Source organism: Acidaminococcus sp. (assembly GCA_022482815.1).
GTDB lineage: Bacteria > Bacillota > Negativicutes > Acidaminococcales > Acidaminococcaceae > Acidaminococcus.
The window spans coordinates 1,067,586-1,083,180 of the sequence record JAKVOM010000001.1 but is presented as its reverse complement, the minus strand read 5'-3'; the positions used below and the strand labels follow the sequence as shown (position 1 = coordinate 1,083,180).

Here is a 15,595-nt window from a genome sequence, read left to right as displayed (position 1 = left end):
TACCCCTTTAGTTTAGCTTTCAGCCTTTATCCGGCTCATCAGCCACGTAGTTCCCGAGCAGTTTATAGCGCGCATCCTCAAGGCTCAGCCCGGCAAGGGCATTTTGCACTGCTTCGTCATTCAGGTGTCCCGTAATATCCATATGGAAGAAATATTCCCACGGACGGCCTTCAATCGGACGGGATTCAATATTCGTCATATTGATGCCATTCTGCTCGAAGTGTCCCAGCACATGATACAAAGAACCCGGCTTATGAGGCAGGCTGACAACCAGCGTAATCTTGTTGGCTTCCGGTGGAATTTCCGCCTGACGGCTGATAATTACAAAACGGGTGTAATTGCTCTTGTTGCTCTGGATACCGCGCAAAAGCACCTCAAGGCCATAGGGTTCCGCAGCCTGTGCACCTGCAATGGCCGCCAGCGTGTGGTCTTTCTTTTCTGAGACAAGCTGAGCTGCCTTTGCCGTATTTGTATAGGGACATTCCTGCATAGCGGGATGAGCCTTAAAGAACTCATGACACTGGGCCAGTCCCTGAGGGTGAGAATACACTTTTTTGATTTCTTCAAGATGCGTACCGGGACACGCAAGAAGGCAATGCTCCACCTTTACAATTTTTTCACCGACAATATTGACATGATTGTGCCGAATCAAATCGTACACATTCGTAATACCGCCGGTAGAAGAATTTTCAATAGGCAGGATTCCGTACTGAACCGTACCTGCTTTCACAGCTTCCACCACATCGTCGAAAGAAGAGTAAGCTTCGGAAGTAATCGTGCATCCCTTGAAATATTGATTCATGGCCAGATAGCTGTAGGCGCCCGGGACGCCCTGGTACCCTACATGAAAGTTTCCCTTCAACACACGCTTCACCCTCTCTTCATCAGATAGAACAAATCCAGCAGCGTCCAGGCGGTCACGGCTTCAATCACCGGCACGGCACGGGGCACGATGCAGGGATCATGACGGCCCGTAACTTCGAGCGTCGTTTCTTCATGAGTTCTGACGTTCACCGTATGCTGCAGTTTACCGATGGATGGCGTCGGTTTGATAACCACATGGAAAACGATAGGCATTCCGTTAGTAATACCGCCCAGAATGCCGCCGTTGTGGTTAGTCGTGCAGACGACTTTGTCCTGACGCAGCATCATCGGGTCATTGGCCTGAGAGCCGCGCATAGCGGCAAGTCCGAAGCCATCACCGAAGGCAATGCCCTTGACAGCCGGCACGGAAAAGAGAGCATGGGACAGTTTACTCTCGACGGAATCAAAATAAGGTTCTCCCATGCCAGCCGGAATACCCACCGCCATACATTCAATCATACCGCCGACAGAATCTTTGTCAGCCCGTGCCGCCGTGATTGCTTCCTGCATCTTTTCACGTACGGAACCATCGAGAAGCGGAATATAATCCCGGCCCAGGTTTTGCAGCGTTTCTGCAGACTCTCCGCAGGGATCGAAGGGCCGATCCTTGATGCCGGCGATTTCCGCCACATGGGCCCCGATGGTGATTCCTTCCTGCGCAAGCAGTTGTTTTGCCACGGCACCTGCAAACACAAGCGGCGCCGTCAGGCGGCCGGAAAACGAACCGCCCCCGCGGTAATCATTAGCACCGTGAAATTTTACAAAGCCCGGATAATCCCCGTGTCCGGGGCGCATAACATCCTTTAACAGGGAATAATCCTTGGAATGGGCATTATGGTTCTGGATGCGAATGCAAAGGGCCATACCCGTCGTTTTGCCTTCGAAGAAACCGCTTTCAATGGTAAAACTATCAGTTTCCTTGCGCGGTGTTGCCAGCTTATTTTGACCGGGAGCGCGCCGCTTCATTTCTTTTTCGATGGCTTCAAGATCCAGAGGAACGCCCGCCGGCAGGCCATCCAGAACAACACCGATGGACGGACCGTGAGATTCCCCATAAATAGTCATTTTAATTCGATCACCGATAGTACTGCTCATATTTTTCCTCCTACTGCGGCAAAGTCCTGCCAAAAAGCAGGATACGATTTTGATACGCTCTCAGCCCCTGTAATCACAAGAGGTGCGCTGCAGCCAATACTTGCCACAGCAAGACTCATGGCCACACGGTGGTCATTCCAGCTATCCACCGTGCCGCCGGTGAAGTGGTCTACTCCGTCGATAGAAAGTCCATCCGGACGCTCCGTAATATGGGCTCCGATTTTATTGAGCTCCGTCGCCATTGCCTTCAGCCGGTCGCACTCTTTGAGACGCAGCCGCTCGGCATGGATGATATCGGTATGTCCTTTGGCAAGAGCTGCCGCTACGGATAACACCGGTACCAGATCCGGACAGTCAGATACATCAATTGTCGTGCCTGTAAGCACCGCCTCGCGGCTTGTAATCCCGTCTTCTCCCTGCGTCAGAGAAGCTCCCATCTTTTTGAGGATGGGAAGAATCGCGCGGTCCCCCTGGAGAGATTCAGCGTCGGTTCCCTTGACGGTAAGTGCTCTTCCCAAGGCCCCTGCTACCAGCCAGAAAGCAGCCTGTGAGAAGTCACCTTCTACCGGACCTTGGCGGGGCCGATAGTGCTGGTCTCCCGGAATCCGGTAATGCATTCTGTCCTCCTGGTTTATGGTAATTCCATACGCTTTTAAGGCAGAAAGCGTCAGTGCAATATAGCTCTGGGATTCCAGCGTCCCCGTAATTTCCAGTGTAGAATCACCTGCAAGCAGCGGCAGCGTGAAAAGCAGTCCGCTGATAAACTGGCTGCTCACATTGCCGGGCACAGAAAACTTCCCGCTTTGAAGTGGGCCGCGAACCGTCAAAGGGAAATGATTTTCCGACCCATAACGAAATACCAGTCCCTGCTGCTTAAAAATCGTCTCATACGGTGTCAGAGGGCGACTTCCCAGTTTTCCTCCGCCATTAAAGAAATACGTATTGCCGTCCACGGCAGCAAGAGGAATCAAAAAGCGCAGTGTCGAACCGGATTCTCCGCAGTCCATGAGCGGAGAATGCTGTGAGGGACGCTGCCCTTTCACAGTAAAAGCCATGCGGCCATCCGTGTCCGGTTCTTCCCTGATTACGGCGCCGAGCGCTTCCAGGCAGCGCTTGGTCGCTTCAATATCCTTGGAAACACTGACCCTTTCGACACGGCTTTCCCCTTCAGCAAGCGCTGCGCAAATAAGCGCACGATGCCCCATACTTTTGGAAGAAGGAACAGTCACACTGCCTGTCAGGGCAGAAGGGCTAATGGTAATGGTTGTCATGATATACGCTCCACATAAGGTCCCAGTTCAGTCATTGCCACATTTTTGAGCAGGCTGCTGCCCAGCGCCGGTACAATGACCAGCGTAATCCGATTGCCGCGTTTCTTTTTATCCATGGCGATTCCCTTCAGCACATCTTGAGTCGAAATGGGATCATCTACCGGAATATGATGCCGTGCCAGCAAACGCTCAATGCGGGCAGCCGTACCCTTTTCCGTAATCCCCATGCGTTCGGTCTGGCGTGTCAGACGGACCATGCCGATGGCAACGCCTTCGCCATGGGTATATTTTTCATAATGATAAAACCGTTCTACAGCATGACCGATGGTATGGCCGAAATTCAGCACCATACGAGCACCTGTATCGCGGACATCCTCCTCCACCACTTTGACTTTGATCTTGATGCAGCGGCTGATCATGAGGGGTGCCATGTCCAGGATTTCCTTATCGCTCTGCAATTTTTCAAGCTTTTCGAAAAGATCCTTATCCCCGAAGGAAGCACATTTAATGACTTCGGCAAAACCATCGTGCAGATACCGTTCCGGCAGGGAACGCAGAAGATTGGGGTCGATAAAGACAGCTTTCGGCTGGTAAAAAGCTCCTACCAGATTTTTTCCTTCCGGCAGATCAACAGCGACCTTGCCTCCGACGCTGCTGTCGATCTGAGACAGAAGCGTCGTCGGAATCTGAATAAAAGCAACGCCGCGCAAAAAGCTTGCGGCCACAAAACCGCCCAGGTCCCCGGGCACACCGCCGCCCAGAGAAATCACAAGATCCTTCCGCGTCATGCCAAAGTCGGCGCAGGCACGTACCATACGGGTAAAGGTTTCCAGATTTTTATGGTCCTCTCCTGCCGGCATCACAAGGCGTTTCACTTCAAAACCTTCTTTGACAAGCTGCTCATCCAGACTTTCGCCATAGAGAGCATTCACAGTCTCGTCGGTAATGACGGCCACCTTATCAGCCTTAGAAAGACCGCGAATTTTCTTTCCCATCTCTGCCCACAAGCCACGCTCAATCTCAATTGTATAGGAATCTTTGCCGAGTTCGACATTAATGTTTTCCATAAAACATATCCCTTCTCCTCATCTTGGCACTATCCATCATCTCATGCAGTGTCTTCCTGTCCTCCATCTGCAGTGCCCTTTTCCATTTCTGCAGCTGCGCTTCCAACCGCTCGATTTCAGAAAGTACCGGTTTTTTATTCAGCAGGAACAAATCCGTCCAGAGATCCGCATTGATATCGGCTACACGCGTTGCATCGCGAAAACTGCCGGCTACAAAATATTTTGTCTTCGGCGTCATAGACTCACTGTTAATCAGCGATACAGCCATGATATGCGGCAAATCACTCGTATAGGCAATGATACCGTCATGTTCCTGGGCAGTCAATTCCACAACACGGCCACACCCGATTTCAAGAGCGATATCGCGAATCCATTCCACATTTTCCCTTTTATTATGGGGGCGTTTAATGATAATGAAATTTGCGCCTTCAAAAATTCGGGAAGAACTTTGGCCATACCCGCGGCCTTCGCGCCCTGCCATCGGATGAGCCGGGACAAAATCCATATCAGGCCCCAGAAGCGCATCTATCTGATCGGGCATATCTCCCTTTATACCCATGGCATCCGTCAACACTACATCTTTTTTGAAATATTTCACGTGATCCCGCACAAAGGAAACAAACACTCCCGGATACTGGGCACAGATAATGATGTCCGCTTCCCGCAGAAGTTCCGGATTGTCATCGGCTATATCCGTGATATAGCCTTCATCTTTTGCCATGAGCGATACGATATGATTACGGTTCATCCCGATAATACGCTTTGCTTTGCGATTCCGCAGTGCCTTTGCATAGGAGCCGCCGATCAGTCCCAGACCCACAATGGCAAAAACGGTATCTTCCAGTTTTTTCATGCCATTTTCCTCCTCAGGAAAACAAGATTTTGTTCGGCAGCTTGTTTCAAGTTACCTTATTGTTTCAACGGTATCCCTGATACTTATAACTTTCTGCCAACGACCGGAGCAATCTTGCGCAGGTCATCCATCAGTGACGCAAATTCATCCAGTTTCAAACTTTGAGCTCCATCACAAAGTGCATGCTGCGGATCATTATGAACCTCAATAATCAGGCCATCAGCGCCAGCGGCCAGGGCAGCACGTGCCATGGAGGCTACCATCCAGGATTTACCGGTGGCATGGCTCGGGTCTACGATAACCGGCAGATGGCTCAGGCGTTTTACAGCACAAATCGCGCTGAGATCCAGAGTATTCCGGGTATAGGTTTCAAACGTACGGATACCCCGTTCACAGAGAATGACGTTTTCATTGCCTTCCGACATGATGTATTCGGCACTCATCAGCCACTCTTCAATGGTAGCGGCAAGGCCGCGCTTCAGCAGAATCGGTTTATTGACTTTGCCCAGCTCTTTAAGCAGGGTAAAGTTCTGCATGTTGCGGGCACCGACTTGGATAAGATCTACTTTATCTACAAAGAGATCCAGTTTGTCGGCGGACATGATTTCCGTGACGATGGGCAGATGATTGGCTTTGCCTGCTCTTTCAATCATATCGAGGCCCTTGTCGCCCAGTCCCTGGAAAGAGTACGGAGAGGTCCGGGGCTTAAAAGCACCGCCCCTGAGCATGACAGCACCGCTTTTTTGAACAGACGCGGCAATCGTATCCATCTGGGGCTGGCTTTCTACGGAACACGGTCCGGCAATCACGGTAAAATTGGGGCCGCCCACTTTCACGCCGCTGACATCGATGATACTGTCCTCCGGATGGAACATTCGGTTAGCGCGCTTAAAGGGCTGCTGCACCCGCATCGCGTTTTCCACATTGGGATTCACCATAAATTCTTCCGGATCCAGGACACTCGTATCACCGATAACGCCCAGGATTGTCTGTGTGGCACCAATACTTTCATGAATTTTGAAGCCCCTCTTAATAAGCCCTTCCTTAATCTCCTCTACTGCTGCTACAGGGGCATCTTTCTTCATTACAATAATCATTTCTACTTTCCTCCCTTTCTAATAAAAAAAGCAGACTCGCAAGGAGTCTGCTCATTTACGGTTCTCACCATTCCGGATACTGAAGCCCGGAAATCTTAGCAATCTCGCTTTACGACCGGCACACCATTCAGTTTTACGCATGCAAAATAGCCAAAGCCATAAAAGTAGCTCTGGTAGGCATAACCAAACTGTTCAGTTGCCCAGGAAAGCATTGCATTTGTCATCATGAAACCGCCTTTAATAATGATTGATGGGGACATTCTAACACCGCCAGCCATTCCCCGTCAAACTTTTGATACAATTTAATTCAATTTAACATTTTTATGGAAAAATTGTTACAAATTTTATAACCCGAGAGAAACATCCACGTCTTCCAGGCCATGTCCTGTCGTATCTACGAAACGAACGCGAAGGCTGCCGTATTTCGGCAGTTTCTTCAGAGGAATCACAACGGCCTGATCTTTGTACAATGCTTCAGAGCCGTCAGCTGCAGGAGCAGCGCTGTCCTTAATAGCAACCGTAACGTTAAGCAGACGTCCCAGAAGTTCTACCTTCTGAATAGCCAGATCGCCGTCATTGCCGTTAGTGTTCATAGCTGCATAAACGACCAGGGATTTAGCGTAATCTTTTCCGCTGTATTTCTTTTCAGCTGCTTTGATTTTTTCTGTCGTATGAGTGCTTTTCTTAATGGCATCGATAGCCGGCTCGGAGGAGTCTGTTGCACCCAAAATATCAGGCACAAAAGCAGTTCCTACAAATCCATCCGGTTTCACATCGCCGTTATGGGTCCACTTGCTGCGGTCCGTTTTATCTTTATAAAGTACGTGACCACTTTTCGCTACCTGATTTGTTGCAAAAATCTCACCATCAGCCAAAGGCCCCCTTTCTGCCGCAAAAGCAGCGGGAACCGCACACATAGAAAGCAGCATGGCACCGGCCGCTAATTTTTTCCATTGCAGTTTCATGGCAAAGCCTCCTCAATCAATTTTATCTTATTTATTATACATGAAATCAATGAGTAAATCATGAAGGAAATGTGTCTTTTTTACTGAAATTTAGTTTTTGAAAAAAAGAATCCGGCTGCCATTGTGCTCACACTCTGTTTATAATGAGTAAATCTTGTTTTTTTGACTAATTGCAATTCTGCCGTATATTTCCTATAATTGTAGAAGTATGTTTTAAGAAGAGGAGGATCTGAAACACATGAGCGATTGTGAAAATTGTTCTGCTTCCAGCTGTGATGGATGCAGCAAAAAAAATACAAGAGACCCTCAGGATATTGCCATTTCCAATTTTCTGAGCCAGGTCAAGCATAAGCTGATTGTCATGAGCGGCAAGGGCGGCGTCGGCAAAAGCACTGTAGCCGTTGACTTAGCGCTCATCCTGAGTGAACGCGGCTATCGTGTCGGCATCATGGATGTCGATCTGCACGGTCCGAGTGTCGCCGGCATGCTTGGTTATGAGGATGCCCATCTGCGCGCTGAAGGTGACAAACTCCTGCCTTTTAAGTACAGCGATAACCTGTATTTCCTGTCCGCACAGGGGCTGCTTGCCAATGAGGATGATCCGCTGGTCTGGAGAGGCCCGCTGAAAATCGGTGCCATTCGTCAATTCATGTCCGACACGGAATGGCCGGCCCTCGATTATTTGATTGTCGACTGCCCTCCCGGAACAGGTGATGAACCGCTGACGGTCATTCAAACCATTCGCGATGCCAAGGCAATCATCGTAACGACTCCGCAGCGCGTTTCCCTGGCAGACGTCAGAAAATCTGTCAACTTCTGCCGCATGGGCAACGTACCCATCTGCGGTGTTGTTGAAAATATGAGTGGTTTCATCTGCCCGCACTGCGGCAAAGAAGTCGATATCTTTAAGGTCGGCGGCGGCGAAGCCCTGGCCAAGGAAAAGAACCTGCCGTTCCTCGGCCGCATTCCTATCGATCCAATGGTCGTTGCTGCGGAAGATAACGGCAAACCGCTGGACAACCTGAGTAAAGGCTGCCGTGACGCTCTGGATACGATTGTCGACAATGTTATCAAGAATGCCTGAATGAAAAAAGGAGCTGTGAAAATAATGCATACGCATATTTCACAGCCCCTTTTACGCTGGTCGCAGGTCGCTGGCCGTCGTTTTTACTGTAGATAAAGTGCGGACAGAATCTCTGCCAATTAATTTCTAGTCTGTAACGCCCTTGCAGCGGGACTTGACAAAAAATTGTTTAGTGGATATGCTAAAAAGGTAAACAGAATAGACGGGGAGCTTCGGCTGAGAGGAAGTAACGACTTCGACCCATAACCTGATTTGGATAATGCCAACGTAGGGATGACGCGTACACATGCGGGGATCGGAATCGATTCCCGCTTTTTTGTTTAAAAAACTGCATAATCTTGTGAGGGGACACAAAAGGTCCACGAAGGGGGGCACCACCTCGGGTGCCAACTTTCGTGGGCCTTTTTTACCTTTCCGGGAAAAGGAGGCTTATAAGATGATTACGGTCATCGTCAATGGTAAAAAGCAGTCTTATCCCCCTGAAACGACAGTAGCACAAGTCGTGGAAGCGATGGGTGTAAGGAAAGACCTGACCGCGGTGGAGCAGAACGGTTCCATGCTCTGCCGGGAAGAATGGGCAGAAACAGCCCTTCAAGATGGCATGCGATTGGAGGTGGTGAGCTTTGTCGGAGGAGGCTGATAAGCGTATTACAACATGGCCGCCGCAGAAAAATAGCGATTCCCTGGCGATTTCCCTTTATGAAGCCTTGTGCGCACGCCATGGCAAGGTTGTACAGGATAAGCTGACTCGCGGTGCCGTCACCATCTGCGGACTCGGAGGTCTGGGTTCCAACATTGCCGTGAATCTTTGCCGCATCGGCGTGGGTCATCTCCGCCTCGTGGATTTTGACACAGTCGACTGGACAAATCTCAACCGCCAGTCCTATTTCATCGAACACGTAGGGATGCTCAAAACGGAAGCACTACTTTCTTTTCTCAAAAAAATCAATCCGTACCTTTCCTATGAAACTGTGACGGCCCGCATTACACCGGAAAATGTTCTGGAATGCGTCGGAACCTCGCCCATCATTTGTGAGGCCTTTGACCGGGCCGATCAAAAAGCCATGCTCGTCACGGAAGTGCGCCGCAGGCTGCCCGAAGCAATTCTTGTAAGCGGCAGCGGCATGGCGGGCTGCGGTCACAGCAATCTCATGAAGGTACGGAAGGTAAGTGAACACTTTTACCTGTGCGGCGACGAAAAAACAGCGCCGCGGAAAAATGCCGGGCTTATGGCCCCGCGAGTCGCAATCTGTGCAGGGATGATGGCTAATACCGTCACCCAGCTTCTCTTAGATGAAAAATAATGCCTCATTCTGGGCAGGGACTGTTCTCAGCTTGTTCCTTCCCTTATCGGTACACTGAAAGGAGTTTATCATGACACAATCTGATACCTGGAATCTTGGGGGACATACCTTTACGTCCCGTTTCATCCTGGGCTCCGGAAAATTTTCCCTGGACCTTATCGAAGCCGCTGTACAAGGGGCCGGTGCCGAAATGGTCACCCTCGCCCTGCGCCGCGTAAATCCCGGCGGCATGGCAAATATTATGGATTATATTCCAAAAGACGTTACGGTTCTTCCCAACACGTCCGGTGCCCGCAATGCGGAGGAAGCGGTACGCATTGCCCGCCTGTCAAGAGAAATCTGCAAGACGCCCTTCATCAAAATAGAAATCATGAAGGATTCCCGCTATCTGCTCCCTGATAATACAGAAACCATCAAGGCTACGGAAGTCCTCGCCAAAGAAGGATTCGTCGTCATGCCCTACATGTTCCCTGACCTCACGGCAGCCCGTGCCCTGAAGGACGCAGGAGCGGCCACCATTATGCCCCTCGCCGCCCCAATCGGTTCCAATAAGGGTCTCGTCAATAAGGAGTGGATTCAAATCCTTCTGGATGAAATCGACCTTCCCATCATTGTCGACGCCGGCATCGGGAAGCCGTCGGAAGCCTGCGCCGCCATGGAAATGGGCGTAACAGCTATCATGGCCAACACAGCTATTGCCACAAGCGGCGACCTCGTAGGGATGGCAACGGCCTTCCGCCTTGCTATCGAGTCGGGTCGCCTCGCTTACCGGTCGGGGCTCGGCCGCGTCTTATCTAAGGGTGCCGATCCATCTTCTCCTCTTACCGGCTTTTTACGGGATGAAGCATAAAGGAGGCTGCCATGGAACAAGAAAAGATTAATCCTACGATTATCACGGACGAAGCGCGGAAGACCTATAAAGCGGAGCACCATGACCCTATGGTCTACGAACCCGGCATGGATGTCCTGCCTTCCACTATGCTTACAGACGTAGAACACCTCATGACTGTTTTTGAAGAGACCACCTACACGGACCGCGACGTACTCACCGCGCTCTCTCACGAACACCTGTCACCTCACGATTTCGGGGCACTCCTCTCTCCGGCCGCCCTTCCTCACCTCGAAGCTATCGCACAAAAGGCCAAGACTGTCCGGAATCGGTATTTTGGCAACAGCGTATGTCTTTTTACGCCGCTCTACATTGCGAATTACTGCGAGAATTACTGCATCTACTGCGGCTTCAACTGCCATAACAGGATTCACCGCGCCCGTCTCGACCATCACCAGCTGGAAGAAGAAATGAAGACCATCGCCGATACCGGCCTCGAAGAGATCCTCATCCTTACCGGTGAAAGCAGTCACATGTCTCCTGTATCCTACATTGGAGAAGCCTGCAAGATGGCACGCCGCTATTTTCGCATTGTCGGTCTTGAGATTTACCCGGTCAACGTCAAAGACTACCGCTATCTCCATGAATGCGGCTGTGATTTCGTAACCGTCTTTCAGGAAACCTACGACCATAACCTGTACGGAAAACTGCACCTGGCCGGCAATAAACGCGTCTTCCCTTACCGTTTCTATACGCAGGAACGGGCCATTTTAGGCGGAATGCGCGGTGTCGGTCTCGGTGCGCTTCTGGGGCTTTCGGATTTTCGACGCGATGCCTTTGCCACAGGGCTTCACGGATACCTGCTGCAGCGCAAGTATCCTCAGGCTGAAATTGCCTTTTCCTGCCCTCGTCTCCGTCCCATCAAAAACAACGACACCATCTATCCCATGGGCGTCGGAGAAAAAGAACTTCTCCAGATTTGCTGCGCTTACCGCCTCTTCATGCCAAGTGCGCCCATTACGGTCTCCACGCGCGAAGTGGCCCGCGTCCGCGACGCCCTCATGCAGATTGCCACGACCAAGATTTCAGCCGGTGTCAGTACGGGTATCGGCGCCCACAGCCATCAAAAGGACGAAGGAGACGACCAGTTCGAAATTGCAGACCACCGCTCCGTCGCTGCCGTATACAGTGATCTCTTAAAAGAAGGCATGCAGCCCGTCATGGCAAACGCCATTTTCATTTGAAAAGCTCTTTTCTCATCTCTTTTATCGCCCGAAGGAGAGTAGTACCATATCAACGCCGGATTCAGCCGGTAATTCTGATTACTCTCTCCGTCTGTGTATACTAAATTAATCTTCCAAAAAGCCCCTCTCCACTCTATGAAGCGGGGCTTTTCATTTTATTCGTTCTTTTTATCTTAAGATCAGTTTCCTACGGCAAATCAATAGTAGACATAAAATTTTCATCTGTATCTAATGGTTTAATTGTGAGAATGGATGCTATCTATTCCAGTTTTTCACGAAAATGAGATAAGGAAAAGTTCATATCTTTTCTTTTTCTAATGTCCATGGTACTTTCTAATTTTGTATTTCCTTCTGTTCTTGCTTAATGCCGTAGATTATTTTCTATAGCTTGACCGCAGAATTTTCTCAAATTACTAGTCTAGTATAAATAAATTTTTTTCATGCTTCTCCTATTTTGCCCATCCAATAATTTTTAGCCATATCAACAAAATCTAATTCTGCTTTACTAAGTTTTACACCACTAGGATAAGAAACAGCTACATCCCATCGTAATGGCATTGGGAAGGAATAATAGTCGATATTCTTACTGTAACCAACAGAAGATAAACGCGATACAAATCCGCAACATATGTTTGCTTGGATCATTTCGAGAATAGTTGTGGGATTTATTGCCTCAAATAATACGTTTGGACGAACACCTTGGGATTTAAGTATCAGATCAATGATTGGGCGCATTGTTGTCCCCTTTTTTAATAAAACAACAGGCTTGTCCTCAAAAATTTTATAAGAAATACTAACATTTCCTTTCGGAGACGCGATCCGATAAGAATCTATTTGCCATTTACTTGGAAACGCCATCACAATTTCTTCTTTCATCAATTCCAAATACTGGTTATGCTTTCTTTGACTCTTGAATAATGCCATAAATCCCATATCTATAGTTCCTTTTTCCAACGCATTTATTTGTTCACCTACACTCATGATATGAGGGTGAACAGAAATGTTCGGATAACAATCTCGAAAAATAGGATATACGTGAACAAACATATCAGGCCCGCGAACAGGAGTAACTCCGATATGAATTGTATCCTTAAAATTTTTAGTCAGATCACTAATTTTCCGATAAGTTTCTTTTTTAACTTGAATTATTTTTTTTACGCCTTCCAGATAAATAAGACCCGCTCTGGTTGGTTCACAAAAATATTTTCCCCGAGTAAAAAGTTCCATCCCAAGATCTTTTTCTTCTCGTAATAACTGTTGATTTAGGGCCGATTGTGTCAGGTAAAGTTTCTTAGCGGCTTTCGTAATGCTCTTTTCTTCCGCTATTTTTAACATATTTTCCATAATATGAATATCCATTGCATAGTACACCTCCTTTTCTCAAAAATATTGACCTAAAATAATTTTTATCCTCATCATAAGATAATTAAGTGTACTTTTGCCCTCCGCAAATTTACAATACAAATCGATGAATTAAACTTCCAAGGGAGGAAAATCTATTATGATGATAGAATCAGAAATCATCCAATCCATTCATTTAAACTATATTAATGTACCGTTACAGAAGAGCTTAAGTGATGCCAAAGTTTTTCAAGGAAAACAAAAACCATTGTCCAGCGTATATTTAACTTGCGTTAGAATGGAAACCTCCTCACACATCAAAGGTGAAGGATATACCTATGCACTCCGTGCGGGAGGAAAATCCCAGTACGAATTGGCAAAAGAACTCGCACCCGCTCTGCTCGGTGAAAACCCTTTTAATATTTCTTATTTATGGGATAAGTTGCATTGGTGCGGAAATACGCTGAGCGAAAACGGCATTATTAACCAAGTTATTGCGGCCTTTGACACCGCATTGTGGGATATAAAAACAAAAAAAGCAGGACTTCCGATTTCTCAACTTATAGGAAGCTACAAAAGCAGCATTAGTTGCTATAATACAACCGCAGGGTACTTGAGTTTTAAGATCGATGAAGTAATAAATAAGGCAAAGGAACTTTTGGCCAATGGAATTGGGGGTATTAAGCTTAAAGTTGGACAGCCAGATTTAGATGCAGACATTTTTCGTGTAAGAACATTGCGCGATAAGTTGGGGCCCAACGTTCCCATCATGGTTGATGCAAATCAACAGTGGAATCTTGAGACCGCTTTACGTTTTGGAAAAGCAACCGAAGATTGTAATCTAACGTGGTTGGAAGAACCTTTGAATGCTTACGATTTGGAAGGGCACTATGAATTGACTCACAGGTTACAAGTTCCCATCGGTACGGGAGAAATGTTGTCTAGTGCTGCTGACCTGCTTCGCTATATCGATCATAATGCTGTTAATCTGATTATGCCTGACGCACCAAGAATTGGTGGAATTACACCTTTTCTCAAAGTACTTGATAGAGCAAGAGAAAAACGACTGGCAGTTGCTCCTCATTTCGTCATGGAAATGCATCTCCCTCTTGCAGCTACATATGCTGGTTCTATCTGGGTAGAACATATTGACTGGCTCAAAGATTTATTCAATGAACAAGTAGAAATTGCAGATGGTTCCATGAAGGTTCCCAAAAGAATCGGTAATGGTTTTTCATTCAATGAAAAGAATCTCAATCTTTTCTCTAAAGAGGATTCCATTTACAGCCTTGATTAAGTAAAAAATGCTATATCAATGATTTAGCAGCGATAGTTACCATGTCTTTAATATTTTATAGAAAATTCAAGCTAATTTTTACTGTTTATCTTGCATACAACAGTATCTATGCAAGAGCCTGAAAATTAACCAAGCTAAAGTTTACTTTTTTGCGCAGTATCAATAATCACCTTTCTGATTCCTTTAATTAAATTATTTCTCTAGTTCCCTCTTAAAGAGAATATTTGAATTTGAAAATTACCTTTCGGAACTGATTTAACGTTTCTCGAAAGGTATTCTTTTCATGCATGAAAATACCCGGGGCTTTCGACCAGGAATTTCTGTTCCATTTCCTGTCCATACTCATCCATCAGCCCTATAAGGTAAGAAATGGAATGGCTTACTACATAATCTTTGCGATAGACGACAGCTACACTCCAGGTTGGATTCGACAAGAGCCGGAACCAGGCGCAATCGTCACGATAGCGACTGGCAAGTACGCGGGAATGCGGCAGAATTGTACAGGATAATCCCTTGCTTACGATTTGTGATAACGCCGTGTTGATGGCCGTCTCAAGCATGATGATCGGCTGCATATGATTTGCTTCAAACATGGGGTCAATGACTTCCCTGCGCATGGTTGAATCTTCAAAAATCAGGGAAAACGGATCATCCTTGAACAGACGGATATCAATGGCACGAAGGGGACGCCCCGTTCCTATGGGAACGGCCTTTTTGGCAAGGGGATGGTTCAATGGAACGCCCAGTAAAAGATCCTCCCTGTAGACTTCGTGAAAGCGCAGATCCTTATTTTTCTTGTACGTATCAGCCTGTGTGAGCACGATGCCAATATCCAAATCTCCTGCTTCAATAAGTTCGTATTGGTCGGCCACGATGTGCTCTGCTAATTTACACCGGAGGTGAGGATACCGCTCATGAAAAGTCGGATAGACAGCCGTAAAAAGGTCGATTCCATGCTCATGTGTCAGGCCGATGGAAATCTCCGCGTGCATATTATTTTTGATATCGCTCAGCTGCGTAAGCGTGTTGCGCTGGATTCTCAGGATTTCCATGGCATTGCGCACGTAGATCTTTCCCGCTTCCGTAATTCTGAAATGATGGTGATCCCGTTCGAACAATTTAATGCCTAATTGTTTTTCAAGTTTCAGCAGCTGCTGATTCAAGCCGGACTGGGTCAGGTAAAGTTTTGATGCAGCCTTGGATATACTCCCGCACTGGGCAATCATGACCACATAATCGAGCATCTTTATGTCCATAGCTGTCCTCCTTATTAGTAGTTTTATT

Annotated in this window: 16 protein-coding genes and 1 riboswitch; of the genes, 6 read left to right on the top strand and 10 right to left on the bottom strand. The window is 47.7% G+C overall.

Annotated features, from left to right (window positions below; all coding sequences use genetic code 11):
- Positions 1 to 19: 19 nt before the first annotated feature.
- From pheA to LKE33_04740, 8 genes are all read right to left on the bottom strand, one after another.
- Complete coding sequence (gene pheA, locus LKE33_04775) at positions 20 to 865, bottom strand: prephenate dehydratase (GenBank protein ID MCH3950239.1); 846 nt, start codon at positions 863 to 865, stop codon at positions 20 to 22.
- Between the two features lie 5 nt (positions 866 to 870).
- A complete protein-coding gene (gene aroC / locus LKE33_04770) occupies positions 871 to 1,959 on the bottom strand; it encodes a chorismate synthase (GenBank protein MCH3950238.1) in 1,089 nt (362 codons plus the stop codon).
- Complete coding sequence (gene aroA / locus LKE33_04765; GenBank protein ID MCH3950237.1) at positions 1,956 to 3,230, bottom strand: 3-phosphoshikimate 1-carboxyvinyltransferase; 1,275 nt, start codon at positions 3,228 to 3,230, stop codon at positions 1,956 to 1,958. The genes aroC and aroA overlap by 4 nt, the downstream gene beginning before the upstream one ends.
- The gene (gene aroB, locus LKE33_04760; GenBank protein MCH3950236.1) at positions 3,227 to 4,297 is read right to left on the bottom strand and encodes a 3-dehydroquinate synthase; all 1,071 of its coding nucleotides are present in this window, start codon (positions 4,295 to 4,297) and stop codon (positions 3,227 to 3,229) included. Before aroB ends, aroA begins: the two co-directional genes overlap by 4 nt.
- On the bottom strand, positions 4,284 to 5,150 hold the full coding sequence (locus tag LKE33_04755) for a prephenate dehydrogenase (protein ID MCH3950235.1): 867 nt from the start codon (positions 5,148 to 5,150) through the stop codon (positions 4,284 to 4,286). The genes aroB and LKE33_04755 overlap by 14 nt, the downstream gene beginning before the upstream one ends.
- An 83-nt stretch (positions 5,151 to 5,233) precedes the next feature.
- Positions 5,234 to 6,247, bottom strand: coding sequence for a 3-deoxy-7-phosphoheptulonate synthase (aroF, locus tag LKE33_04750; protein MCH3950234.1), 1,014 nt, complete (start codon positions 6,245 to 6,247; stop codon positions 5,234 to 5,236).
- Between the two features lie 95 nt (positions 6,248 to 6,342).
- Positions 6,343 to 6,507 carry a hypothetical protein gene (locus LKE33_04745; GenBank protein ID MCH3950233.1) on the bottom strand — a complete coding sequence of 55 codons (165 nt, stop codon included), beginning with the start codon at positions 6,505 to 6,507 and terminating at the stop codon, positions 6,343 to 6,345.
- An 84-nt stretch (positions 6,508 to 6,591) separates the two neighbouring features.
- A complete protein-coding gene (locus LKE33_04740) occupies positions 6,592 to 7,212 on the bottom strand; it encodes a hypothetical protein (GenBank protein ID MCH3950232.1) in 621 nt (206 codons plus the stop codon).
- A 238-nt stretch (positions 7,213 to 7,450) separates the two neighbouring features.
- Between LKE33_04740 and LKE33_04735 the strand changes: the two genes are divergently transcribed.
- The 5 genes from LKE33_04735 (at position 7,451) to thiH (ending at position 11,673) form a co-directional block, all read left to right on the top strand.
- Entirely contained in the window at positions 7,451 to 8,296 is an 846-nt protein-coding gene (locus tag LKE33_04735; protein ID MCH3950231.1) for an Mrp/NBP35 family ATP-binding protein, read from the top strand.
- 195 nt (positions 8,297 to 8,491) lie between these two features.
- Positions 8,492 to 8,587: riboswitch (TPP riboswitch) on the top strand.
- Positions 8,588 to 8,732: 145 nt separating this feature from the next.
- The gene (gene thiS, locus LKE33_04730; protein MCH3950230.1) at positions 8,733 to 8,936 is read left to right on the top strand and encodes a sulfur carrier protein ThiS; all 204 of its coding nucleotides are present in this window, start codon (positions 8,733 to 8,735) and stop codon (positions 8,934 to 8,936) included.
- Positions 8,920 to 9,600, top strand: coding sequence for a sulfur carrier protein ThiS adenylyltransferase ThiF (gene thiF / locus LKE33_04725; protein ID MCH3950229.1), 681 nt, complete (start codon positions 8,920 to 8,922; stop codon positions 9,598 to 9,600). Before thiS ends, thiF begins: the two co-directional genes overlap by 17 nt.
- 70 nt (positions 9,601 to 9,670) lie before the next feature.
- On the top strand, positions 9,671 to 10,450 hold the full coding sequence (locus tag LKE33_04720; GenBank protein ID MCH3950228.1) for a thiazole synthase: 780 nt from the start codon (positions 9,671 to 9,673) through the stop codon (positions 10,448 to 10,450).
- An 11-nt stretch (positions 10,451 to 10,461) separates the two neighbouring features.
- Positions 10,462 to 11,673, top strand: coding sequence for a 2-iminoacetate synthase ThiH (gene thiH, locus LKE33_04715; GenBank protein ID MCH3950227.1), 1,212 nt, complete (start codon positions 10,462 to 10,464; stop codon positions 11,671 to 11,673).
- A 438-nt stretch (positions 11,674 to 12,111) separates the two neighbouring features.
- Here the strand turns inward: thiH and LKE33_04710 are convergent, their stop codons facing one another.
- A complete protein-coding gene (locus tag LKE33_04710; protein MCH3950226.1) occupies positions 12,112 to 13,032 on the bottom strand; it encodes a LysR family transcriptional regulator in 921 nt (306 codons plus the stop codon).
- A gap of 142 nt (positions 13,033 to 13,174) precedes the next feature.
- Between LKE33_04710 and LKE33_04705 the strand changes: the two genes are divergently transcribed.
- Positions 13,175 to 14,311 carry a mandelate racemase/muconate lactonizing enzyme family protein gene (locus LKE33_04705; protein ID MCH3950225.1) on the top strand — a complete coding sequence of 379 codons (1,137 nt, stop codon included), beginning with the start codon at positions 13,175 to 13,177 and terminating at the stop codon, positions 14,309 to 14,311.
- Between the two features lie 281 nt (positions 14,312 to 14,592).
- Here the strand turns inward: LKE33_04705 and LKE33_04700 are convergent, their stop codons facing one another.
- Positions 14,593 to 15,567 (bottom strand): LysR family transcriptional regulator, encoded by a 975-nt coding sequence (locus LKE33_04700; protein MCH3950224.1) that lies wholly within the window; start codon positions 15,565 to 15,567, stop codon positions 14,593 to 14,595.
- Positions 15,568 to 15,595: the final 28 nt, after the last annotated feature.

Excerpts from the sequence above, each read along its gene's own strand:
- aroA (MCH3950237.1), bottom strand. The coding sequence starts at position 3,230 with ATGACAACCATTACCATTAGCCCTTCTGCCCTGACAGGCAGTGTGACT.
- thiH (MCH3950227.1), top strand. The coding sequence starts at position 10,462 with ATGGAACAAGAAAAGATTAATCCTACGATTATCACGGACGAAGCGCGG.
- thiS (MCH3950230.1), top strand. The coding sequence starts at position 8,733 with ATGATTACGGTCATCGTCAATGGTAAAAAGCAGTCTTATCCCCCTGAA.
- aroC (MCH3950238.1), bottom strand. The coding sequence starts at position 1,959 with ATGAGCAGTACTATCGGTGATCGAATTAAAATGACTATTTATGGGGAA.
- LKE33_04735 (MCH3950231.1), top strand. The coding sequence starts at position 7,451 with ATGAGCGATTGTGAAAATTGTTCTGCTTCCAGCTGTGATGGATGCAGC.
- LKE33_04740 (MCH3950232.1), bottom strand. The coding sequence starts at position 7,212 with ATGAAACTGCAATGGAAAAAATTAGCGGCCGGTGCCATGCTGCTTTCT.
- aroF (MCH3950234.1), bottom strand. The coding sequence starts at position 6,247 with ATGATTATTGTAATGAAGAAAGATGCCCCTGTAGCAGCAGTAGAGGAG.
- LKE33_04705 (MCH3950225.1), top strand. The coding sequence starts at position 13,175 with ATGATGATAGAATCAGAAATCATCCAATCCATTCATTTAAACTATATT.
- LKE33_04720 (MCH3950228.1), top strand. The coding sequence starts at position 9,671 with ATGACACAATCTGATACCTGGAATCTTGGGGGACATACCTTTACGTCC.
- LKE33_04745 (MCH3950233.1), bottom strand. The coding sequence starts at position 6,507 with ATGTCCCCATCAATCATTATTAAAGGCGGTTTCATGATGACAAATGCA.
- LKE33_04700 (MCH3950224.1), bottom strand. The coding sequence starts at position 15,567 with ATGGACATAAAGATGCTCGATTATGTGGTCATGATTGCCCAGTGCGGG.
- LKE33_04710 (MCH3950226.1), bottom strand. The coding sequence starts at position 13,032 with ATGGATATTCATATTATGGAAAATATGTTAAAAATAGCGGAAGAAAAG.
- aroB (MCH3950236.1), bottom strand. The coding sequence starts at position 4,297 with ATGGAAAACATTAATGTCGAACTCGGCAAAGATTCCTATACAATTGAG.
- LKE33_04755 (MCH3950235.1), bottom strand. The coding sequence starts at position 5,150 with ATGAAAAAACTGGAAGATACCGTTTTTGCCATTGTGGGTCTGGGACTG.